The following is a 22,838-nucleotide window of genomic DNA, read 5'->3' on the forward strand; positions in this document are numbered from 1 at the left end:
ATCGGAAATAATTCCGATTAATTACCTTTATTCAACAGAAACTAAAAATGGATAGATCGGTTGATCACCCTCATGGATTTCAACTTCTAGGTCTTCATCCATTTTCATAATCTTATCCTTTAACTTTTGAGCTTCACGTTCATTCGCACCATTTCCGTAAATAATGGTGATTGCTTCACTATCTTCATCTAACATTGCTTTTACCATTTGGGTCGCAGCATCGATCATATTCGAACTAGTAACGGTAATTTTACCATCTACAATGCCCATGTATTGATTCTTTTTAATGTGAACCTGGTCCAATTCGGTGTCCCGAACTGCTTGGGTAACTTCACCACTTTTGACAAACTCTAAATTAGCTTCCATGGCTGATTTTACCTTTTCTAAATCGGCTGATGGATCATATTCCAACATCGCAGTCATCCCCTGCGGAACCGTCTTCGTATGAACGATAACGGTCGGCACGTTAGCAACCTTAGCTGCCTGTTCGGCTGCCAAAAAGATGTTGCTGTTATTAGGTAGGATCACAGCGCGCTGTGCATGTGAATTATTGATCGCATCAACGATATCTTGAGTACTAGGGTTCATTGTTTGCCCCCCGTTGATCAAGTCGGTAACGCCCAAACTATTAAAGAGCGTGCCAATCCCCTGCCCACTGGAAACGGCAATGACCGCCGTATCATTTGGACGGTCGATTTCATCCTTAGTGGGTTCATCGTCGGCATCATTATTGATGATATCTTCTTGTTGAAGGCGCATGTTATCAACCTTTACCGTTGCTAAATCACCAAATTGTTGCCCCCAAGCTAGGACTTTTCCAGGGTGTTCGGTATGAACATGGACCTTAACGATCTCATCATCGTTAATTACTAATAAGGAATCGCCCAGCTTAGCCAGGTAATCATAGAATGGTTGGTATTCAAATTTTTGATCAACTTGCTTACCATGCCCAATTCTGACCATTATCTGGGTACAATAACCATATTTAATATCAGCAGGATCGATTTCACCCTGCACACTCTTGTGATGCTTAGCATCAATCATTTCAGCCACATCTGCATCAGTAGGATCGTTTTTGGCAACGGATACTTCCCGACCGTTCAATGAATCAGCGAACGCCCTAAGTACAAATGCTAGTCCCTGGCCACCAGAATCGACCACGCCGACCTGCTTTAGGACTGGTAATAAATCGGTAGTCGTCTTCAATGCAGCATCGGCTGCATCACTAACCACATCCATGAGTTCAGCAACATCCATGGAGGAATAGACTTCCCGACTTTTTTCGGCTGCCCCATGAATGACCGTTAAAATGGTCCCCTCGGTTGGTTTCATCACAGAACGATAAGCAGTTTTAGTAGCTTCGACTAGCGCATCGTTCAAATCCTTAGCATCCAAGGTTGGCTTTTTGTTAACCGATTTAGCAAATCCGCGGAAAATTTGTGATAAAATCACTCCAGAATTCCCCCGTGCACCCATTAAGAGCCCCTTTGCTAATGATTCGGCTAGCTCACCAACGGAATTACTATTCGAATTGGCAACGTATTGCGCACCACTAGCTAATGATAAATTCATATTCGTTCCAGTATCGCCATCTGGCACTGGAAACACATTTAAAGAGTTAATAAAATCAGCATTGTTTTTAAGCGTTGCTGCGGCCGCTTGAATCATCTTTCTGAATTGATGACTGTCAATTTCCGTTACTATCAATTGATATCCCCCTAGACAAGAGGTAAGTTTAGATTTAATCGTTTAAAACTTGAACCCCTTGGACTATCACATTAACTGCGTTGGCAGTAATGCCAAGCATGGTTTCCAAATTATATTTTACTTTTGATTGAACATTACGACATACTTCAGAGATCTTAGTCCCATAGCTAACAATGATGTTTACTTCAATCGCAATCCCATTCACTTCTTGTTTAACGACTACTCCCTTTGAGTAGTTTTCATTTCTTAAAATACTATTGACATTATCACGGAGTTGCTTTTTGCTAGCCATTCCTACGACTCCATAATTATCAGTAGTTGCACTACCAACCACTGAAGCAATTACTTCACTGCTGATATCAACAATTCCATACTTTGTCTTAATTTTAACGGCCAATCCAATAGCCTCCTTAAAAGATTCGAAATACACTATAAACAATTACTAATATTACCACAAGAACTGCACAATCAAAAGAGTTGAACCCGAATTTGAATTATGAAGCTGTCAAGTAAAAATACTTGAAAGAAAAGTATTGCAAAAAGACTGATAATATGCTAAATTATTGTAGTGTATTAAAACAAAGAATAAAAAATAAATGTAAGGAGGCATTATCATGGCTAAAGACTTTATCAGCGGTAAGAGAACCCATTTCGGTAACAAGCGTTCTCACGCCTTAAATTCTTCACGTCGTAGCTGGAAGCCAAATTTGCAAAAAGTTCGGATTTTAGTTGATGGCAAACCTAAAAAAGTTTGGGTTAGTGCCCGTACCTTAAAATCAGGTAAGGTTACTCGTGTCTAATGACTTTAAATAAAAAAGTATTATTCTAACCCTAATAGGTTGGAATAATACTTTTTACTAGGATATCAATCCCAAATATTAATTTGGTGATTGGTATCCTAGTTTTTTTAATAATATATTATTATTGTAATCCTTAATCCATGTTTTCATCGCATTGATTAAGGATTTTTGGTATCATAATGCGTGTTCATCATTTCAATTTTAATGATATGGAAAATTGATTCCATTTGAGTATCAATTAAAAATGTTCTCTTAAGGGACATGGAATGAATAGCTTCCAACTATCATTCCGATATTGAATTCCTTGATCAATATGCAAAATTGAATGCTTAACAATGTTCTGGATGCTTTTTAATGCCTGGTTAAACGGATTGATAATTTACAAATGCTTTGGCGTAAATGTAATCGAGAAAAATCAAATAAATAAAGTAACGATACAAAAAATACAAATGTATCGTTACTTTATATAAGATTTATTATCTGAATCATAGAAAAGAAATCCCTAATAAAGACCAAACTCTCCGTCTGTTCTGGATTCCTCCATATATTCAGCAACAGAAATATCTATGGCAAATAATTTATCTATTAATTCCGTAGGACTTACTATGGGCATTAAAATATCTTTTTTATTCCCAAACTCAACATATGTAATTTTGTTTTTTCCGGGTATTCCATCTCTTACACGGTAAGAATAATTATCAAAGTCCAAACCAGAAATAGACATATCATTTAATTCTTCAAAGATATGACCTCCATCTGTTAAAATTGGTGCAAGTAAGCCCTTTGAATTTAAATTTTCGGTGTCAATTGGTAGTAATGAAAATTCGGGATTTATATAATCTCTATTAGATTCATTTCTTATATTTATTTTAAATGAGTATTCATGTTCTTTGACTTGCTTATATTCTATTAAATCTAACTCTTTTGGATCAATGGCATCATATTTTTCGGTATATGGAATTGGATCTTCTAGGTCGAATTGCTTTAAAAATTCTGGACCGTATAATTTTAAATCATAATCTTTCATTATAGAGACATTGTGTCTCTTGATAATATTTTTAATGGTTGAAGCATCGAAATTTAATAACATTGTATTTTACAACCCCTCTTTAATTAATTTAGCACCATACTAACAAACTTAATAATATCATGTTTTCATTAATGCATAAACGATTAAGTGTTTCACATTAAAAGAACAGAAGGAAAATAATGGCAAAGAAATCAAACCTTAACGTCAGAATTGATGAGAACTTAAAAAATCAAGCTAAAGAAGTTCTGGAAAGTATTGGATTAACACAAAGTAAAGCTATTGATTTATTTTTTAGGCAACTTGTAATAGATAGAGAACTACCCTTTAATGTTAAGCGGAGATCTAAAACTCAAAGAAGTAGTCAATGCTAAAGTGTCAAGAACAACAAATAGTTGTTATTATATATTGAAAATGTCAGATGATCGTATCTATCAAATGGCTTTTAGCGATCATATGTCAGTAGAATATTACTTTTTAGATTAAGCATTACAGGCTGAATATCATATTAATTTAGCTCAAGTAATCAAATAATTTTGATATGATCCCAATAGGTTGGACTAATACTTTTTACTAGGATATCAATCCCAAATATTAATTTGGTGATTGGTATCCTAGTTTTTTTTAATATATTATTGTAATCCTTAATCCATGTTTTCATCGCATTGATTAAAGATTTTTTGGTATTATAATCCTTGTTCATCATTTCAATTTTCATAATATGGAAAATTGATTTCATTGAGCATTATCTAAACATTTCCTCTTATAGTTGTCACTGTAAATTGTATTTTTACATGATTCTTTGGGCTCTTTTATGGTTAACATGACATCCATTATTATTGAATAGTGCTGTTTTACCAAACTTTTTATCCGTCTTTAACCATGAGTAGACTGTTGCAACACCCTCAATGCTATATTTATGGTTAAACGTAGTTGATCCAACTCCAGAAAGATATTCTAAAACAACTTTTAATCTAAATTCATAACTATATTTTGCCAAAATAAAGACCCCCATATGCTGAACATTTTCTGTCCAACATATAGAGGGCTCTTCACAGTTTATAACTGGTCTTTTTTTATTTGTCACGGCTTTGAATTACTGCCATGACCCCTTGATCAAATTCAAAGTGGCCAGTCTCGCCAATAAATTCATTACTAGCCAAAGAAACTGGATTTTGAATTGGATATTGATCTAGTTGATATCTTTCATCATTAAGCGTCAAAGTCATTTTGTTCAACGGCACGAACGCCAGGTACTTTTTATCGGGTTCTTTTGTAATGGTGTGCTTGCCCGGTAAAAAATAACTAATCGTATTCTGCTTATCGATCAAGCGAATCTTGGGCGCGTATGCTCTAAACCGTAATTCTAAAACCATCAAAAAGTTTGCCAAAAAGTGATCGATTCGTCCGCCAGTTGCACCATAAATGTCAATTGCATCGGCATGAAAGCGTTCAATTGCAACCTTTAAGCCTAACTGAGTATCGGTATCGTCTTTTTCTGGATTAGATTGATGATTGCCATGAACGTGGGCTTGGACTAACTTCAATTCAGCTGAGCTCATTGAGTCAAAATCACCAATTGCATAAATGGGATTGTAGCCTAATTTAATCAACCGTAGTGTCCCTCGATCAACGCCAATCCAATCACCATCAACTTGGCGTTCTTCAATCGCTGCAGGCCAGTTTTCGACCGGACCGCCGCTTAACAAGTTAATCCTCTTTACCATTACTTAGTCGCATCCTTAATTGCTTGAACCTTACTTGCAGGATCATCAGCACCAAATACATATGAACCAGCAACGGCTACCGTTGCACCAGCATCATAGGCTTCTTTGACGGTTTGGTCATTAATCCCTCCGTCAATTTCAATATCAAAGTCATAGCCATTTTCCTTCTTAATGGCGTTTAGTTCAGCGATCTTCTTAACGGTTTCTGGAATAAACTTTTGGCCCCCAAAACCAGGGTTAACGGTCATTACTAACACTTGATCGACCAAATATAAAACGGGCTTGATTGCTTCCACAGGAGTCCCTGGGTTAATCACTACTTCGGCCTTCACGTTTTGATTCTTGATCATTTGAAGGGCCCGATGAATATGGGGAGTCGATTCAACGTGGACTCCGATCAAGTCAGCACCAGCATCGGCAAAGGTATCGATGTAGCGTTCTGGGTTTTGCACCATCATGTGAACATCTAAGATCATCTTTGAGATCGGTCTGATGGCTTTGACCCAGTTAGGACCATATGAAATGGCTGGAACGAACATCCCATCCATGATATCAATATGGAGGTATTCAGCGCCACCCTTTTCAACCTTTTCAATATCCCTTTGTAAATTAACGTAATCTGCACTTAAAATTGATGGAGCTACTTTAATCATTTTCATTTTCCTCATTTCTTTTTATTATAAATGGGCTTACGGTTCTTGAGCATATTAAATAGCTGCAAATAATCATCGTAACGACTTTTTAATATTTCACCATCAGCAACCATTGCTTTAATTTTACAACCAGGTTCATTCACATGTAAACACCCTCTGAACTTACAATCAGGAGCGTTGCGAACAAATTCTGGAAAGTAATCCCTTAGTTCTCGATAATCAATGTCAAAAGTATCATAAGATGAAAAACCAGGAGTATCAGCAACTAATCCACCTGCAATCGGAATCAAGGTGACTTTACGTGTCGTATGCCGCCCTCGGTTCAATGCTTGAGAAATTTCACCCGTTGCCAGGTGTAAAGAAGGGAGAATCTTATTCAATAACGTTGATTTACCAGCCCCCGTTTGCCCCATAAAAACAGTTAAACAGTTCGCAAAATGTGCTTTTAGATTTTGCAATGAATCATCATCAGATTGCTGATGCGCACAAATTGTCGTGTACCCAATTTTTTGGTAATCATCAGCTAACGATTGAATGGTAGAAAAGCGTTTCGGCGTTAATAAATCTAACTTAGTAAAATAAATGATCGGCTTGATATGGCTGATACCAAGCGCAATCAACTGCCGATTTAATAAATTAATACTAAACTCAGCCTCAGTCGTAGCGGTGACCACCACCGCTTGATCGATATTTGCTAACGGCGGGCGCACTAGCGCATTTTTGCGTTCAGCAACGCTTAAAATATAGTCATTTTCAAACTCTACGATGTCACCCACGACCGGCTTAATCCCGTGTTTTCGAAAGTTACCACGCGCCCGCGTACGGTAGGTCTTGCCATCAGAATGAACGTCAAAAAAACCGCTCAATGATTGATAAATTCTGCCCTTTGCCAATTAAACACCCCTTTTATCTTATTATACTAAATTTTATCTAGATAAAAAATCCTAATTAATATTTTTAACGTAGCTGATGGTTTTACCATCCCGAATGATTTTATATTCACCGGGGGTCTTTCCGTCCAACTTAAATGGAATGATGAACTTAGTATCTTGATAAATCGTAATTCGTCGATAAAGATGATCGATCGAATTATCCTCATCCTTAACGTAAATATCGATATTGTTCGAATTATTGTTATTACTCTTATATGGTAAATTAACATTAACGTTTAAAGTATGGGAACCATTTTCTTTTCCATTGGCCTTTTCACCCTTGGAAACTGAAATAATAATGTTATCACCATTATAAACGGTCAAGCCATCCCCTGGATTTTGATTGAACACGATTCCAGCTGGATATTCATCATTATATTGATAATCGAAGGTTGGATTTAACCCCATCATCTGAACATAACTAGCAGCTTCATCCCTACTTAGCCCGATCAAGCGTTTCATCATGAACTGCTTAATCCCGTCAGACACCTCAAATTTAATCGTTTTATTCCGAGGACTATATGAATTGCCCGGAATAAAATTCTGTTTTAAAATTTTACCACTGCCGAACGTATCAGAACTAGAGTACGTTTTTTCAACCGTAAAGCCTTGGTTTTCCAACTCCTTAGCGGTAACATCGAAATCCTGGCCAATATAATTACTCAAATCAATTTTACTGACCCCATTGCTAAGTACTAACGTGACCTTATCGTTACGAAATAGCCAGCGCTTGGCTGCTGGATCAGTATTGAACGCTTGATTGATCGGCACGTTATCAGCATATTGATACTTAATACGGTCGACCTGTAGGCCAGTTGATTGTAATCGCTTGATTGCTTGCTCTTTAGAGAGCCCATTTAAAGATGGGACCTGGACAAAAAAGAAGTGGACCGTCAATCCGAAGACGACCAAAATGCCAACGACAACTCCGACCCAAGTCCCCCAAAAAACCTTTCCAGGATTTTTAACCGATTTATTGGAATTCGATGAACCATCTGCCGTATTATCCAATAAATTTAGATCATCAAAATTCATGACTTTAGTTTCATCTTCAACATCAAATGAATTTTGCGGGGTAAACCGTAGCACCCGTTTTAAATGGGGGGCGATGTTTAATGCCTTTTGCATTTCAGAAATCGATTCAAACCGATCCTTGGGATTTTTAGCAGTCGCTTGTAAGACGACATTTTCGACTGCGAGCGGAATCTTATTTTTGCCGTTGTTAATCGGTGGCAATGGAGCCTTAGAATGCTTTAAAGCAATCGATACTGGATTATCACCATCGAATGGTACCTGTCCTGTAAGGAGTTCATACATAATGATTCCGAGTGAATAAATGTCAGAACGCTTCGTTGCGACCTCACCTCGGACCTGCTCAGGAGATAGATAGTGAATCGAACCTACGATCGAATTAGTTTGCGTCAGCGTATTTTCAGTTGCAAAAATTGCGATTCCAAAATCGGTGATTTTCACATTTTCTGAACCATCGATCAAAACGTTCTCAGGCTTTAAATCACGATGAACAATGTTATTTTGATGGGCAACACTGACTGCATCTAAGATCTGATTCATAATCTTAATCACGTTCGGGACCGAAATGGGAGCATGTTCCTTAATATAATTTTTGAGGTTCGTCCCCTTAACGTACTCCATGATTGAATATTGAATCCCATCATCTTCTTCGAATCCATATATTTTGACGATGTGTTCGCTATTCAAATGGCTAATTGCCAGTGCTTCTCTTTTAAATTGCGCCTTAGTATGCGGATTATCGCGAAAGTCGACCCGTAAGAACTTTACAGCCACAAATCGATTGGTTTGAACATCCTTTGCAATGTATACATCAGACATCCCCCCCTGACCAATTTGATCAATAACTCGGTAACGACCGTTTAATAAACGTCCCTTAATCATGATCATCAACTCCTTGATCAGATTGAGTTTCAATAATTAAAACCGTGATGTTATCAGTGCCACCGTTCTGATTCGCCACTTCCACTAATTTGCGGCATTTATCGTCAGTGGAACGACTAGATGCCAATATTAACTTAATTACGGACTCTGAAACTAAGTCGGTCAACCCATCACTACAAAGTAAAAATTGATCTCCTAATTGAATAGCTCCATCTGAAATCGTCGGTTCAGCATGATTAGAAATTCCGAGACTCCTTACGATCACGTTCTTGTAAGGATAGGAAAGCGCATCTTTTTTACTAATTTTACCAGCCTTGATCAATTCATTTACATAGGAATGATCTTCCGTCAACTGGGTTAACTTAGCGTTTCGAAATACGTACCCACGACTGTCACCAATATTACAAATAATGTATTTTTGATCTAAGCCAATCACCCCTACAAAAGTGGTCCCCATTCCCCTTAGTTGTTGATCATGCATCGAAATTGCCAAAATTTCTTGGTTCTCAAAATTAATTTGTTGATCGAACCAATCGGCAGCATGCTCGATCGATTGTAAGCGTTCCTTTTCAAAGCGTTTACCAATGCCATCGACTGCCATCTTGGAAGCAACTTCGCCAGCACGATTACCGCCAATGCCGTCAGCAACAATTGCTAGCAAATTATGATTTTGATCATAAAAAAATGAGGCATCGTCTTCATTTTTGGGGCGCACCATTCCGATATCAGTCTGATAAGCAATTTTTAATCTCATTAATCTAATCACCTGTTTTTACTAAATTTGCAACAAAGAATCCATCTGAATCAAAGTCATCCGGATAAATTCTTACCTCACCACTCTTAGATTGAATACTATCTAGCTCAATGGGCAGCATTTTAAATTCAGGATGTTGGTCCAAGAACTGCACCAATACATCATGATTTTCCTGATCGATAATGGTACAAGTACTATACGTTAATTGACCACCTACTTTAATTTTGGGGGCAATCGCATTTAAAATCGCTAATTGAATCTTGGCAAGGTGTTCTATATCTTGAATCGTTTTTTCATACCTAATTTCAGGTTTGCGTCTCATCAAGCCCAACCCTGAACAAGGGGCATCCACAAGCACTTGATCAAAGGTTTGATCATCATAAACTGAATCCAATTGTCGTGCATCAAGCGTCTTGGTCTTAATATATTCATTTAAGTGCATCCGTTGGGAATTTTTGACCACCTGTTTCAAGCGACTGGCGTGTAAGTCGAGTGCAATTACCTGGCCACTTTTTTGTAGCGCCAGGCGTTCTGCAATCTGCGTCGTTTTCCCACCGGGCGCCGCACAGGCATCTAATATCAGCTGATCTGGCTTGATCGTCATGGTCTCGACGGGTAACATTGCACTTTCGTCTTGAATCGTTAATTCCCCGTTCTTAAATTCAACTGCCGAGTTCGCAGAACGCTCCTTTAATATCAGCCCTTCATCAGCAAGACGACTTTTGGTAACCACAAAGCCAGCTGATGATAACTGATGCGTTAATCGTTCTTGATCGATCAAAGCGGTATTCGTCCGAACTGATTGCTTAGCGGGATGATTCAGCGAATCTAAAATGCGCGTCGTTTTAGTTGCCCCCACTTGATTGATCAATTGTTGAATGATCCAACTGGGGACACTGAATTGCACCTGCATGCGTTCAATTGGATCTTTGATCGAATCAGGTTTGCGCACGCCATTGCGGTCCATTTGATGCAAGATGCCAGTGACCATCTTGCGAATGCCATCGTGCCCCATCGTTTTAGCAATGTTAATCGATTCATTGAAGATGGCCCGATTGGGAATGCGGTCTAAGTATTCCATTTGGTACAAAGCTGTTTTTAAAAGAACTAATACCCATGGTTGGACCTTTTTAGGATTCTTGATGAAGGGGGCAATTTGATATTCTAACGTTAATTTATGTTGAAGGACCCCGTACACAATATTTGTTAAAAGGTTTACATCCCGTTCTTCGATATTGCTATTTTGAATAATTTGATTCAATTGGAGGCTCGAATACGCCCCCTGTTCAATTTTAGTCAGTGTAATCACTGCTAATTGACGTGGATTATCTTGTTTAGTCATTGGTAATAATTTGCTCCCCGACCTGGATGGATTGCCCCGCACCATTCAAGTAATCACTGATCTTTTGTTTTGGCTTACCAGCTGGTTGAATTACATCTAGTTGTAACGTTGTTGAATCCCCCGCTGCGATCACCAATTGTTTTTTAGTCTTTGCTACTACCACCCCTGGTCGTTCGGTAGTCGAATCCGTGAGCGGCGTTGTCTGCCATACCTTAGTCCGCTTGCCATTTAAAATCGTAAAGGCAGTTGGATCAGGTCGTAGCGCGCGTACCTTCGCATCCACTAATCGAGCTGGTTGAGTAAAATCAAGCCGTTCTTCACTCCGTTTAATGGTTGGTGAAAACACCACTTCAGCATCTGCTTGTGGTGTCCGATCAGCCGTTCCATTTAATAACTGAGGAATCACATCCAATATCATCGTGCGGCCTAAATCACTCAACTTAATGAACATTGAAGCGGTATCATCATTTGATTCAATCGGAATTGCCCGTTGAGCAATTACATCCCCAGCATCCATGGCCTTAACCATGTACATAATTGAAATGCCAGTTTCAGAATCACCATTCATAATGGCATATTGAACTGGTGCACCACCACGATACTTGGGTAGTAATGAACCATGAACATTAATCGCAGCCACTTTAGCTGCCGATAATAACTTATCTGGCAAAAATTGGCCAAAAGCAGCTGTAACGATAATGTCGGGCTGTAATGAAATTATTTTATCCATTTCAGGACTACCACTGATCTTTGCTGGTTGCAATACTGGTAAATTCAATTCAATGGCGGCTTGTTTGACTGGTGAAGCGGTCAAAACCCGTTTTCTGCCGACTGGTCGATCGGGTTGGGTGACGACTGCTTGAACATCGTAGCCGTTTTCAACTAGTCCCTTTAAGATGGGAACGCTAAAGGATGGGGTCCCCATAAATACAATTGATGTCATTTGCAAATTCTCCTTACATAAAGCTGACGGGTTCAGAATCAATTGAAATATAGATTCCGTGCCGCGTCGCTGTTTGATAATGATTTAAAATATATTCCAATAGCTGCGGGAGCTTTGGTTCGTGTTTATATTTAACCAGTACTTGATAATAATACTTTTTATTAATCCGTGAAATCGCGGATGGTGTTGGTCCTAAAATGATGTTGCGATTCCCTAAATGCTGTCTTAAAAAGCGGTTAACTTCATAAATGGTCTTGGCAGCTTGATTTTCATAGTTTGCACTGGCGGTCACTCGAATCGTAAAGAAATATGGCGGATAGTTAGCCATAAAGCGCAACCGCATTTCCCAACGATAAAAAGCTTCATAGTCTTGATTCTTAGCGAATTGGATGGCCTCATTATCGGGATTAAAAGTCTGAATGTAAACCTCGCCCTTCTTTTCAGCCCGACCAGCTCTTCCGCTGACCTGCGTCAATAGTTGAAAGGTTTTTTCATTCGCCCGAAAATCAGGGAGCTCTAGTGAAGTATCGGCATTTAAGACTCCGACTAAGGTCACGTTTGGAAAATCAAGCCCCTTTGCGATCATTTGGGTCCCCAATAAAATATCAGCTTGCCCACTACCAAATTGAGCCAGTAGTTTTTCATGGGCGCCCTTCCGCTTCGTAGTATCGACATCCATTCTAATTACCCTGGCGTTCGGGAATAGCCGATTCAGCTCTTGTTCCACTTTTTCGGTCCCGGTTCCAAATGAACGGAGCTGATGCCCATGACAAATCGGACACACATTGGGGATCGGTTGCTCAAATCCACAATAATGACACTGCATCCGATGCCCATTTAAATGCAAAGTTAATGAAATATCACAATTAGGACATTTCAAAACAAAGCCGCAATCCCGACACATTAGAAATGAAGAATAGCCCCGTCGATTAAGCATTAAAACGGATTGCTCGTGTTTGTCCAACCGATCTTGAATCGCTGCTAAAAGGGGCCTGGAAAAATCAGTTTCACCGTCATCCTTCACCACATTACGCATATCGACAACGTTGACGACTGGTAAAGATTGATGGTTGATCCGATGGGGTAACATTAATAACTGATAGACCCCCTTCCCAGCACGAGCGCGTGATTCTAAGGAAGGTGTCGCACTACCCAACACAACTGGACAGTGGTTATATTGACCACGCCATTTGGCAACGTCACGGGTATTATAGCGGGGTGGATCTTCTTGCTTATAGCTACTATCGTGTTCTTCGTCCATGATGATGACCCCGATATTGGTTAGTGGAGCAAACACAGCTGATCTAGCCCCCACCACTATTTTAGCATCGCCTGAATTCACCCGCCGCCATTCATCGTATTTTTCGCCCATTGAAAGGCCACTATGCAACATGGCAACTAAATTACCGAACCGTCCCTTGACCCGATTGACCATCTGGGGCGTTAATGCAATTTCTGGAACTAACATTAGGGCTGTTTTACCAGCTACCAATGCCTTTTGAATCGCTTGAAGGTACACCTCGGTTTTACCAGAACCAGTCACCCCTTCTAGAAGGTAGACATCGTCTGATTCGCTTTTAATCGAAGCTGCGATCTTTTCAACTGCCACTCGTTGATCATCGTTCAAGGCCAGTGGATAGTTCTTGTCAATATGATGATTAGCGGGATCACGTAAAACGGTCACCATTTCTTTTCGCGCCCAGCCATTTTTAACAGCGGTATTAATCGTTGAAACATTAATCCCCAGTTCACTGGACAATGCTGATTGAACAATTTGACGTTCAGGATTATCAATTAACCACTTTAAGATCTTTTGCTGAGCCGTAGCTCGTTTACTAACGTTTGCAAGGGCTGCTTGTAATTCATTAACATCTTGATTAGCGCTAATCTTTACGACTTGCTTAGGGCGCGCTTGGTTTTTAACCACATAATCGACTGATAATTGATCTGATTGCACCGCATCAATTATCGCCCTCATTTGGGCTGGCGTAAAATCTGCTTCATTGTATTTAAGCTCGCTACGATCACCAAATAAAGCCATTAATTCTTTACTTAATGGCTTTCCGGTCGTTCTTAATACCTTGGTCGATTTGGCACGCATAACACTTGGTAACATCGTTAACACACAGCTAATTCGAAACGCAAATGTCGTTTTCGCCAACCAGGCAGAAAGTTGCAACATCTCAGAATTAACAGCAGGGGTTAAATCCATGATCGAATCAATGGGCTTGATTTCCCCGTCATAATCAACATGGTCAGTAAAACCAACAATGAAGCCCTGGACTTTTCGCTTTCCACGACCGAATGAAACGATCACTCGAATCCCTAACTTTAAGTCATCCGCTAGTGCATCTGGAATTTTGTAAGTGTATGGTTTGTCAGTTTGCATTGTCGGAACGTCTACTAACACTTGTGCAAATTTCACCGCAAATCGAATCCTTTCTTATTTTAAATCAGTGGCAATCAGCCGAACTAATTGATCTGCAATCTGTTGTTTAGGTAATACTGCAGTTTGAATTGGTTCGTGATCGTCCAAAAAGAACGTCACTTGGTTATCATCACTACTAAAGCCAATTTTTTGATTAGCAACATCATTTGCTACTAACATGTTCAACCCCTTGTCACGAAGCTTCTTTAACGCGTTTTGCTTTAGGTTATTAGTTTCAGCCGCAAAACCAACCGTATACTGATCAGGCCGTTTCACCTTAGCAACCGCCTTTAAAATATCGGCAGCTTCCCTAAATTGGAGGGTGAACGTTTCCGATTGAGCATTCTTTTTAATTTTTTGGTTTTGAACATGCAACGATTCAAAATCGGCAACAGCAGCAGTCATTACTAATACATCGTTTTCATTCATTAATTGTAGCACAGCGGTCTTCAATTCCGCACTAGTTACCACCCGAACTATTTTCATCCCGTTTGGAATCGCCACTCTAACGTCAGCACAGATTAAAGTAACATCAGCCCCTAGCTTAGCAGCTGCTTTGGCAACGGAAATCCCCATTTTGCCTGAAGAAGCATTCGTAATGAATCTGACTGGATCGATTGGCTGGCGAGTGGCTCCCGCTGTTACTAGCACCCGTTCATGCTTTAAGGGCAATTCAGTCGGAGCATTCAATGCCATTAGTTGCTCAAGGACAAATTCAGGTTCAGCCATTCGGCCCTTAGCTTCATAGCCCTCTGCTAAAAAGCCAACCGTGGGGTCAATTATTATGCCCCCGTCAGCACGAACGGTCGCTAAATTACGCTGGGTCGCAGGATTTGCCAACATCTGATCGTTCATGGCAGGGACGAGTACCTTCCTTGCACTAGTAGCTAGTAAAGTCGTCAGCACCTCGTTATCAGCAATCCCGTTGGCCATCTTCGCAATCGTGTTCGCATCAGCAGGCATTACCAATGCTAAATCAGTCCACTGGGCTAATTCAATATGGGTAATTTGGTCGTCATGCATCCCAGCAGATTGATTGGTTACGACTGGAAAATGAGAAAGGGCTTGAAAACTCAATGGCTGAATAAATTTACATGCACCATCGGTCATTAAGACCCGTACATGGGCCCCCGCTTTTACTAATAATCTAGTCATCAATAAACTCTTATAAGCAGCAATACTACCAGTGACATAAAGGGCAACGTTTAAATTTTGAATCATTTTAACCTCCGAATATTAAAAAAGCCCTTGTGAATTTCACAAAGGTTTCTAGAGTAAAACAATCAGTCTAACGGTCAATCTGAACAACGCCCGCAGCAATTTCTTCGAACGCCTTTCCGATTGATTTTTGTGACTTGTATTCTGATAATAATGGCTTAGCACCATCATCTAGTTCATGGGCACGCTTACTGGCCAACATGATCAAAGAATAACGAGAGTTAACTTGAGTTAGTAATTTATCAACAGATGGGTATAATAACATTAATTTTCATCTCCTAACATGGAAAGGTAATCGGGCATTACCCGAGTAACCTTTAGTCGTTCGCTTCTAACGATGTTTTTGATGTTAGCAACAGCATTTGCCACTTCATCGTTCAAAACCGCATAATCATAATTACGCATCATCTTAATTTCACCAACTGCGGTATGGATCCGCTTATTAATGACTTCCATTTCATCAGTCCCCCGGCCGATCAAACGGTTCTTTAATTCCAATAAATCAGGTGGGGTCAAAAATACGAATACCCCTTCAGGTGAATTAGCACGAACCTGCATCGCACCATTTACTTCAATCTCTAAAAAGACATCCTTGCCCGATTCAAGGGTTTGGTTAACGTATTCGAGTGGGGTGCCATAGTAGTTATCAACATACTTAGCATACTCTAGCATCTCACCATTTTTGATTTTTTCTTCGAATTCTTCTTTCGAAACAAAGAAGTAATCAACCCCGTTTTTTTCGCCATCCCGTGGTTTTCTAGTCGTCATAGAAATTGAATACTGAAAATCAACGTCTGGTTCATTAAAAAGCGCTTTTCTAACGGTTCCCTTTCCAACCCCAGAAGGCCCCGATAAAACAATTAACATTCCTCTTTTGACCATTTTTAGATATCCCCTCAAAATAAACTATTATTTATATTATCACTTTTTTTGACTAATTTATCAACCCATTATTAAGATTAAAGCTGTTTCTTTTCAGAGGCCATCTTTAACATTTCACCTGCGTGTTCGAGGGTCAACTTAGTTACCTTCTTACCTGCTAGCATTCTAGACAGTTCAGAGACCTGTTGATCATGGTCTAACTTTTTAATGGTCGTTTTGGTGCGGTCTTTTATTACCTGTTTGCCAATAAAGTAATGATGATCACCCATTGCAGCGACTTGGGGCAGGTGGGTAATACACAAAACTTGCTCGGTCTCAGCAATTGCACTGATTTTTTCGGCCATCGCTTGAGCGACCCGACCACTGACTCCAGTATCAACTTCATCAAAGATAATTGAAGTAATGCCCTGGGCACTAACGAAAATGGTCTTCAATGCCAGCATGATTCTAGATAGTTCCCCACCAGATGCAATTTTAGATAATTCATGGAATCCTTCCCCAGGATTCGTTTGAATATAAAATGAGACGTTCTCAATCCCGCTACTGGTATAGTGATGGGCAGCCAATGGTTCAAAATGAACTTCAAAACGTGTTTGCGCCATGTATAAATCTGCTAACTGCTTATGAATCGATTGGGCCAGCTTAATCGCATACTGATGCCTAATGGTGCTCATTTGCTCACCTTGTTTTTGTAATTGCGTTTCAGCTTTTAAAAGCTGCGCATCCAAATCACTGCTATCGCTTTGATCAGCTTCCGTTTGGGCGAGCTCATCACTAATCCGCTCATAATAAGCTAAGATCTTATGAATTGAGTCTCCGTACTTCCGCTTGAGCTGATAGATCAAATCTAATCTAGATTCAATTTCAGAAAGACGATTCGCATCAAATTCCTGTAGATCAGATTCATGTGAAATTTGATTGGAAGCATCTTGAAGGGCGTAATAAGCATTTTGTAAATCGGCACTAATCGCTTGATAATTTTCACCATATTGTTCGATCGACTGCATTGAATTCATCGCATCCCCGATCATATCCAACGGACTGAGCGTATCATCACCATTGATGTGCACAAAACTCCCCTTCAAGGCATCGCTAATGTTTTGATGGTTCAATAATTGGTCGCGCTCACTCACTAGTTCAGCCTCTTCGTTTTCCAAAAGGTTCGCTGAACTGATTTCATTGACTTGGAATTGAAGCATGTCAATGTGTTGAGCCCATTGTTGTTGGTTATTATTCTTATCTGCGACCAGTTGTTTTAACTTGCGGAACCGTTGGTAACTTTCTTGGTATTGTTCCCGAATTTTTTTAATCGGCGTTCCAATGAATTCATCCAGTAAATGTAGATGCCGTTCGGGACGCAATAGTTCTTGGTGATCGTGTTGCCCTTCGATATCAACGATCGTTTGCCCAACACGCTTTAACGTATTCGTATTCACCAACATCCCATTAATCCGACAAACGTTCCGCCCATTTCGGGTAATCTCACGTTGTAAAATCACGTTATCATCATCATGATCGATCCCGAGCTCATCCAATAGTCGATAGGTTAATCCCGCCTTAGGAAAGACGAATTGCCCCTGCAGAACTAATTTATCTGAACCAGTCCGAATCAAAGACTTAGAACCGCGACCCCCAGCTAATAATCCGATCGCATCCATTACAATTGATTTTCCGGCTCCGGTTTCTCCGGTCAAAACGGTCATATGGTCTTCAAAATTAACATCAATATGATCAATAATCGCTAAATTTTTAATATTTAATTCCTGTAGCAATGGAGAAATCCCCCTATACTAAAAAAAGACTTGTTATCTAAGTCTTTTTATTTTACCACTAGTTGATTCAATTTGTCTCGTAATTGATTAGCGGCATCATCAGAAGTACAAATAATTAAGATCGTGCTATCATCAGAAAGCGTCCCAAAAATTTCATCATAGTTCATTTTACCTACTAATGAACTAATCACGGGCCCACTTCCGGGCGAGACCTTAATCATCACGTTTTTATCTTGCACCGCAATTGAGATCAAAGAATCCTCAACTGCTTGTTGGAGCTTCTTTTCAATATTGATTTTTTTCTCCTGTGGCAAACTATACTTATAGCCACCAGAGCGGGAGGGTACTTTTACTAACCGCATTTCTTTAATGTCACGAGAGACCGTCGCTTGGGTTACTTTAACGCCCACCGCATCCAGCATTTTAACAAATTCAGCCTGATTGCGAATTGCTTCCTTACTAATTAACTGTTTTATCATGTGTTGTCGATCTCTTTTTTTCAATTCAGAACCCCCCTTTGATCCTATTTCTTTACGTTCAATGTTTCATCAGCTCGTTGTAATACTTGATCAACGGAAACATCGGGTGAAATCATGGGCTGGTCAACTGACTTTAAATGAATCAAAAATTCAATATTGCCCTCGCCACCCTTAATTGGTGAGTAGTCTAGGCCTAATACAGAATAGCCACTCGCCACTGCAAATTGCACGATATCATTTAAGACGGCTACATGCACATTATGGTCACGAACGATCCCATGTTTCCCAACGTTTTCTCGACCAGCTTCGAATTGAGGCTTGACTAATGCCACGACCTCGCCATTCGGCTTAATGATCTGTTTTAATGGCGGTAAGATTAAGTGCAATGAAATAAATGAAACATCAATCGACGCAAATTCTGGTTGTCCATCAGTAAAGTCAGCTAGCTTACTATACCGAAAATTGGTGTGCTCCATTACGATTACTCGTGGGTCATTGCGCAGTTTCCAAACCAACTGGTTACTACCAACATCAAGGGCGTAACTTTGTTTAGCACCAGATTGGAGCATTACATCTGTAAAACCACCGGTCGAAGAACCAATGTCTAGAACGATTAGTCCACTAACATCAATTTTGAACACCCGTAGCGCTTTTTCAAGCTTTAAACCACCGCGACTAACGTATGGCAGAGCACGGCCCTTTAAGTGTAATTTGGTATCAATGGGGATCCGTTCACCGGGCTTGTCCAATCGTTCCTCATTTTTACCCAAGACTTCTCCGGCCATGACCGCCCGTTTAGCCTTTTCACGCGAGTCAAAAAGCCCCTGCGCAACTAACAAAATATCTACTCTTTGCTTTTCCATTTATGCTTCCGCTCCATTAAACTTGAAAATACGAAAAAAACGATGCCAATAGTGACGTATCAATATTTTTTTCGATTTGAATCTTCTGTAAGGCTGCCCGCCCAGTATCAATCGTCTTCGATAACTCTTGATAAGAACGGTCGAGCCCAAATAAATTCGGGTAGGTGTTCTTGATCGCATCCTGGTGAACCGGCTTGCCCAATTGCTTGGCAGTACTAGTCACATCTAAAATATCATCATAAATTTGAAATGCTAACCCGAACGCCTCTGCAAATTGATTCAATTCATCATTGCAGTCTTGATGATCAGCTAGTATGAACCCAGCTCTCACTGAATATATGATTAAGTCACCAGTCTTATGGCGATGCAGCTTCTTTAGATCACTAAATGCCAACTGCTGGTTTTCATAATAAATATCATCAGCTTGGCCTGCAACCATCCCAGATGGCCCGGCTAACTTGCTGAGTTCAGATACCAACGCCACCTTCGTTTCAGGGGATAAATCATTATCGACCAGCCACTGAAAAGCAAGCGTCAATAATCCATCACCCGCCAGCGTGGCCATTCCAGCCCCAAATCGGACGTGATTCGTGGGTTGGCCCCGCCTTAAATCATCGTTATCCATTGCGGGTAAATCATCGTGGATCAATGAATAGGTATGCAGTAATTCAACCGAACAGGCACCCTTTAATCGAGAATGATCAATTGGGACCCCAAACGTCTTTAGGGTCGCTAGGGTCAATAATGGCCGAAGCCGTTTTCCACCCGCTGCAACTGAATAAAGCATCGATTCTGATAGTCTTGGTTGATCAACATCCACTGGCAGGTTTTCAACTAAAAAGGAATTAATTTCAGCTCGATAACGAGCTTCAAAATCCCTTAACCGTTCATCAATGGGCATTTTAATTTCCCTGGTCCCTGTTAAAGTTACTTTGGGTCCCATCATCATTCATTACTTGGGTCAACTTATTCTCAGCATTAGCTAAGGTCATTTTTAATTCTCGGCTAATTTCGACCCCCCGTTGAAATTGATTCAACGCTTCTTCTAATGGCACGTCTCCTTGTCCCAATCGTTGAACGATTTGTTGTAATGCTTGCATATTGGCTTCAAAAGATGGTTTTTCTGGCATAATTAATCGAGCTCCCTATTTATAATTTGTTTAATTTCAGCTTTAGCAACCCCGTCGATAAACGTCAAATCAATTTGATCATTAACGTTCAAATCGGTGATTTTTTTAACTGCATAATCATTCTTTGATACAAAGGTGTAGCCCCGACTCATTGTTTGGAGCGGGCTTAAATGATTCAAATTACCAACGATTCTTCTAAAGGTATAGTCCTTATTATTGATAATGTTATTAATTTTAGATTGTAACTGCTGTTCAATCAGGTTCAATTGATTGCGTTCATTTTGAATCAAACTATTTGGTGATTGGTAGTTCAATTGATAAATTAAGTTTTGTAACTGTTTTTGCTTATACTCTATCTGACCATACAAAGAACTATTTAATTGATCAACTAAAGTGTCTAATTGTTGAACGTATATCTCATATAAACGTTGCGGTTGTTTAAAAATATATGAATTCATAATTTCATTTAATAAATTCTTTTGGCTACTAATGTAGTTAGAAAAATTATTTATTAAAAATTCACTATTATTATTAATAAGTTTAGAGATACTTGCGAAATCGGGAACCGCTAATTCTGCAGCCGCAGTCGGTGTAGCTGCACGTCTATCAGCAACTAGATCAGCAATCGTATTGTCGGTCTCATGCCCTACCGATGATATTATCGGGATATTAGAGTTATAAATAGCGTCAATCACCGGTTGTTCATTGAAGGGCCAAAGGTCTTCAATAGACCCCCCACCACGACCAACGATCATTGTATCAAAATTACCTATTGAATTTACGCGTTTGATTTGGTTAGCGATGCTGTTAGCAGCTGCTTTTCCCTGCACTACGGCTGGAAACAACACTATTTGAGCAATTTTAAACCGTCTTCTCACGGTGGTAATAATATCCTTAATTACTGAACCACTTTCAGAGGTAACAACCGCAATTCGATTCGGATATTGTGGAAGTGGTTTCTTATGGGCTTCATTAAAATACCCTGCACTGTTCAGCTTATTTTTTAGCTGTTCGAAAGCTAGAAATAATGAACCAACGCCTTCTGGCTCAATTTTGGTAACATACAGTTGGTAGTTACCACCCACAGTGTAGGTAGAAACACGTCCAACAATATTAACTTTCATCCCATCTTTAGGTTCAAACATAACGTTCCTAAAATCGGATGCCCAAATCACGGCACTGATTTTACTTTTGTCATCCTTTATTGAAAAGTATTTATGGCCTTTGCGGTCCTTATAATTTGAAATTTCACCAGTAACATAAACCACTTTCAAGTAAGGATCTTTTTCAAACTTTAGATTAATATAATGGTTCAATGCAGTGACTGATAAATACTGTTGACTATCTACCATTCTTATTCTTCGCCCCCCATGATGCCAGTTCAACGGTTTGACGCATCAAGGTCGCAATTGTCATTGGGCCAACTCCACCTGGAACTGGTGTAATGTAGCCAGCAACTGGTTCAGCAGAGTCATAATCCACGTCCCCGACTAACTTGCCATCCTCATTTAAGTTTTGGCCAACATCAATTACGGTTGCCCCTGCTTTCAAGTCATCACCTGATACCATGTGCAACTTACCGGTCGCAGCAACGACTACATCGGCTTCCTTAATAAAGTGCTTAGCATCTTCTGAATAGTGATTGAGCACCGTAACCGTCGCATTCGCATTAATCAGCAATGCTGCCATTGGTCGCCCAACGATAGCACTTCTACCGATCACAACTGCTTTTTTACCAGTCAAATCAATGTCATATTCTTTAAACATTGCCATTACACCCTTAGGGGTACAGGCAACGGGATAGTTCTTCGGTTCATTTAAAAATAGGTTTCCAACGTTAACGGGATGAAAACCATCAACGTCTTTTTCAGGTTTGATCGTTCTGGTAATCAATTGTTCATCAATTTGTTTTGGTAGTGGGGATTGAACTAAAATCCCATCGATTGATGCATCGTCATTATATTCATTCACAACTTTTAATAATTCAGATTGTGTTGTTTCGGCAGGCAGGTGGTTCACGATGGATTCGATCCCTAATTGTTCTGCCTTTTTATGCTTATTTCTAACATAACGGGCACTAGCTTGATCGTCCCCAACTAAAATGACTGCTAAGCAGGGCTTAATCCCTAAAGTATGTAATTCATTAACCATTTGCTTAGTTTCGTCATTAGTTTTCTTTGCTAATGCTCTTCCATCAATAATTTGTGCCATGATTCCATTCAACCCCTTGATTTTTTTATGAACTTAATTGTTTCGTACCCATCTTT

At 39.7% G+C, this 22,838-nt stretch carries 24 protein-coding genes; 2 read left to right on the forward strand and 22 right to left on the reverse strand.

The window, feature by feature from the left end:
* Positions 1 to 27: 27 nt before the first annotated feature.
* Together ACSYTJ_RS03860 and ACSYTJ_RS03865 are read right to left on the reverse strand one after the other, a co-directional pair.
* Positions 28 to 1,707, reverse strand: a complete 1,680-nt coding sequence (locus ACSYTJ_RS03860; protein WP_491719539.1) for a DAK2 domain-containing protein — start codon at positions 1,705 to 1,707, stop codon at positions 28 to 30.
* 34 nt (positions 1,708 to 1,741) lie between these two features.
* Complete coding sequence (locus ACSYTJ_RS03865) at positions 1,742 to 2,104, reverse strand: Asp23/Gls24 family envelope stress response protein (protein WP_491716310.1); 363 nt, start codon at positions 2,102 to 2,104, stop codon at positions 1,742 to 1,744.
* Positions 2,105 to 2,321: 217 nt separating this feature from the next.
* Between ACSYTJ_RS03865 and rpmB the strand changes: the two genes are divergently transcribed.
* Positions 2,322 to 2,507: a 50S ribosomal protein L28 gene (rpmB, locus tag ACSYTJ_RS03870; RefSeq protein ID WP_219054488.1), complete on the forward strand. Its 186-nt coding sequence runs from the start codon at positions 2,322 to 2,324 to the stop codon at positions 2,505 to 2,507.
* A 502-nt stretch (positions 2,508 to 3,009) separates the two neighbouring features.
* Here the strand turns inward: rpmB and ACSYTJ_RS03875 are convergent.
* The gene (locus ACSYTJ_RS03875) at positions 3,010 to 3,597 is read right to left on the reverse strand and encodes a hypothetical protein (protein ID WP_491719540.1); all 588 of its coding nucleotides are present in this window, start codon (positions 3,595 to 3,597) and stop codon (positions 3,010 to 3,012) included.
* 119 nt (positions 3,598 to 3,716) lie between these two features.
* Here ACSYTJ_RS03875 and ACSYTJ_RS03880 point away from each other — a divergent pair, with 119 nt between their 5' ends.
* Entirely contained in the window at positions 3,717 to 3,908 is a 192-nt protein-coding gene (locus tag ACSYTJ_RS03880; RefSeq protein ID WP_491716312.1) for a type II toxin-antitoxin system RelB/DinJ family antitoxin, read from the forward strand.
* 416 nt (positions 3,909 to 4,324) lie between these two features.
* On the opposite strand, the gene ACSYTJ_RS03885 is transcribed toward ACSYTJ_RS03880, so the two are convergent.
* From ACSYTJ_RS03885 to ACSYTJ_RS03975, 19 genes are all read right to left on the reverse strand, one after another.
* Complete coding sequence (locus ACSYTJ_RS03885) at positions 4,325 to 4,534, reverse strand: transposase (RefSeq protein ID WP_491719541.1); 210 nt, start codon at positions 4,532 to 4,534, stop codon at positions 4,325 to 4,327.
* Positions 4,535 to 4,610: 76 nt separating this feature from the next.
* Positions 4,611 to 5,261, reverse strand: coding sequence for a thiamine diphosphokinase (locus ACSYTJ_RS03890; RefSeq protein WP_491719542.1), 651 nt, complete (start codon positions 5,259 to 5,261; stop codon positions 4,611 to 4,613).
* Complete coding sequence (gene rpe / locus ACSYTJ_RS03895; RefSeq protein ID WP_491717298.1) at positions 5,261 to 5,914, reverse strand: ribulose-phosphate 3-epimerase; 654 nt, start codon at positions 5,912 to 5,914, stop codon at positions 5,261 to 5,263. The genes ACSYTJ_RS03890 and rpe overlap by 1 nt, the downstream gene beginning before the upstream one ends.
* An 11-nt stretch (positions 5,915 to 5,925) precedes the next feature.
* Positions 5,926 to 6,807: a ribosome small subunit-dependent GTPase A gene (gene rsgA, locus ACSYTJ_RS03900; protein ID WP_491719543.1), complete on the reverse strand. Its 882-nt coding sequence runs from the start codon at positions 6,805 to 6,807 to the stop codon at positions 5,926 to 5,928.
* Positions 6,808 to 6,858: 51 nt separating this feature from the next.
* Positions 6,859 to 8,760, reverse strand: coding sequence for a Stk1 family PASTA domain-containing Ser/Thr kinase (gene pknB / locus ACSYTJ_RS03905; protein ID WP_491719544.1), 1,902 nt, complete (start codon positions 8,758 to 8,760; stop codon positions 6,859 to 6,861).
* Positions 8,753 to 9,514 (reverse strand): Stp1/IreP family PP2C-type Ser/Thr phosphatase, encoded by a 762-nt coding sequence (locus ACSYTJ_RS03910; protein ID WP_491719545.1) that lies wholly within the window; start codon positions 9,512 to 9,514, stop codon positions 8,753 to 8,755. The genes pknB and ACSYTJ_RS03910 overlap by 8 nt, the downstream gene beginning before the upstream one ends.
* A 4-nt stretch (positions 9,515 to 9,518) precedes the next feature.
* The gene (rsmB, locus tag ACSYTJ_RS03915; RefSeq protein WP_491719546.1) at positions 9,519 to 10,856 is read right to left on the reverse strand and encodes a 16S rRNA (cytosine(967)-C(5))-methyltransferase RsmB; all 1,338 of its coding nucleotides are present in this window, start codon (positions 10,854 to 10,856) and stop codon (positions 9,519 to 9,521) included.
* Positions 10,849 to 11,799 (reverse strand): methionyl-tRNA formyltransferase, encoded by a 951-nt coding sequence (gene fmt / locus ACSYTJ_RS03920; RefSeq protein ID WP_491719547.1) that lies wholly within the window; start codon positions 11,797 to 11,799, stop codon positions 10,849 to 10,851. Before fmt ends, rsmB begins: the two co-directional genes overlap by 8 nt.
* A 13-nt stretch (positions 11,800 to 11,812) precedes the next feature.
* Positions 11,813 to 14,224 (reverse strand): primosomal protein N', encoded by a 2,412-nt coding sequence (priA, locus tag ACSYTJ_RS03925; protein WP_491719548.1) that lies wholly within the window; start codon positions 14,222 to 14,224, stop codon positions 11,813 to 11,815.
* 18 nt (positions 14,225 to 14,242) lie between these two features.
* Positions 14,243 to 15,448, reverse strand: a complete 1,206-nt coding sequence (gene coaBC / locus ACSYTJ_RS03930; RefSeq protein WP_491719549.1) for a bifunctional phosphopantothenoylcysteine decarboxylase/phosphopantothenate--cysteine ligase CoaBC — start codon at positions 15,446 to 15,448, stop codon at positions 14,243 to 14,245.
* A 67-nt stretch (positions 15,449 to 15,515) separates the two neighbouring features.
* Positions 15,516 to 15,710 (reverse strand): DNA-directed RNA polymerase subunit omega, encoded by a 195-nt coding sequence (gene rpoZ, locus ACSYTJ_RS03935; RefSeq protein WP_491716323.1) that lies wholly within the window; start codon positions 15,708 to 15,710, stop codon positions 15,516 to 15,518.
* The gene (gene gmk / locus ACSYTJ_RS03940; RefSeq protein ID WP_491716324.1) at positions 15,710 to 16,327 is read right to left on the reverse strand and encodes a guanylate kinase; all 618 of its coding nucleotides are present in this window, start codon (positions 16,325 to 16,327) and stop codon (positions 15,710 to 15,712) included. Before gmk ends, rpoZ begins: the two co-directional genes overlap by 1 nt.
* Positions 16,328 to 16,404: 77 nt before the next feature.
* Positions 16,405 to 18,099: a DNA repair protein RecN gene (gene recN / locus ACSYTJ_RS03945; protein ID WP_491719550.1), complete on the reverse strand. Its 1,695-nt coding sequence runs from the start codon at positions 18,097 to 18,099 to the stop codon at positions 16,405 to 16,407.
* A 47-nt stretch (positions 18,100 to 18,146) separates the two neighbouring features.
* Positions 18,147 to 18,602, reverse strand: a complete 456-nt coding sequence (gene argR, locus ACSYTJ_RS03950; RefSeq protein ID WP_491716326.1) for an arginine repressor — start codon at positions 18,600 to 18,602, stop codon at positions 18,147 to 18,149.
* A gap of 20 nt (positions 18,603 to 18,622) precedes the next feature.
* On the reverse strand, positions 18,623 to 19,441 hold the full coding sequence (locus ACSYTJ_RS03955; protein WP_491716327.1) for a TlyA family RNA methyltransferase: 819 nt from the start codon (positions 19,439 to 19,441) through the stop codon (positions 18,623 to 18,625).
* 16 nt (positions 19,442 to 19,457) lie between these two features.
* Entirely contained in the window at positions 19,458 to 20,342 is an 885-nt protein-coding gene (locus ACSYTJ_RS03960) for a polyprenyl synthetase family protein (RefSeq protein WP_491719551.1), read from the reverse strand.
* A gap of 1 nt (position 20,343) precedes the next feature.
* Positions 20,344 to 20,571, reverse strand: coding sequence for an exodeoxyribonuclease VII small subunit (locus ACSYTJ_RS03965; RefSeq protein ID WP_491716329.1), 228 nt, complete (start codon positions 20,569 to 20,571; stop codon positions 20,344 to 20,346).
* 2 nt (positions 20,572 to 20,573) lie between these two features.
* Complete coding sequence (gene xseA, locus ACSYTJ_RS03970) at positions 20,574 to 21,923, reverse strand: exodeoxyribonuclease VII large subunit (RefSeq protein ID WP_491719552.1); 1,350 nt, start codon at positions 21,921 to 21,923, stop codon at positions 20,574 to 20,576.
* Positions 21,913 to 22,782 carry a bifunctional 5,10-methylenetetrahydrofolate dehydrogenase/5,10-methenyltetrahydrofolate cyclohydrolase gene (locus ACSYTJ_RS03975; RefSeq protein WP_491716331.1) on the reverse strand — a complete coding sequence of 290 codons (870 nt, stop codon included), beginning with the start codon at positions 22,780 to 22,782 and terminating at the stop codon, positions 21,913 to 21,915. The genes xseA and ACSYTJ_RS03975 overlap by 11 nt, the downstream gene beginning before the upstream one ends.
* Positions 22,783 to 22,838 lie beyond the last annotated feature (56 nt).

The sequence above is a fragment of the Nicoliella sp. ESL1113 genome (assembly GCF_058509245.1).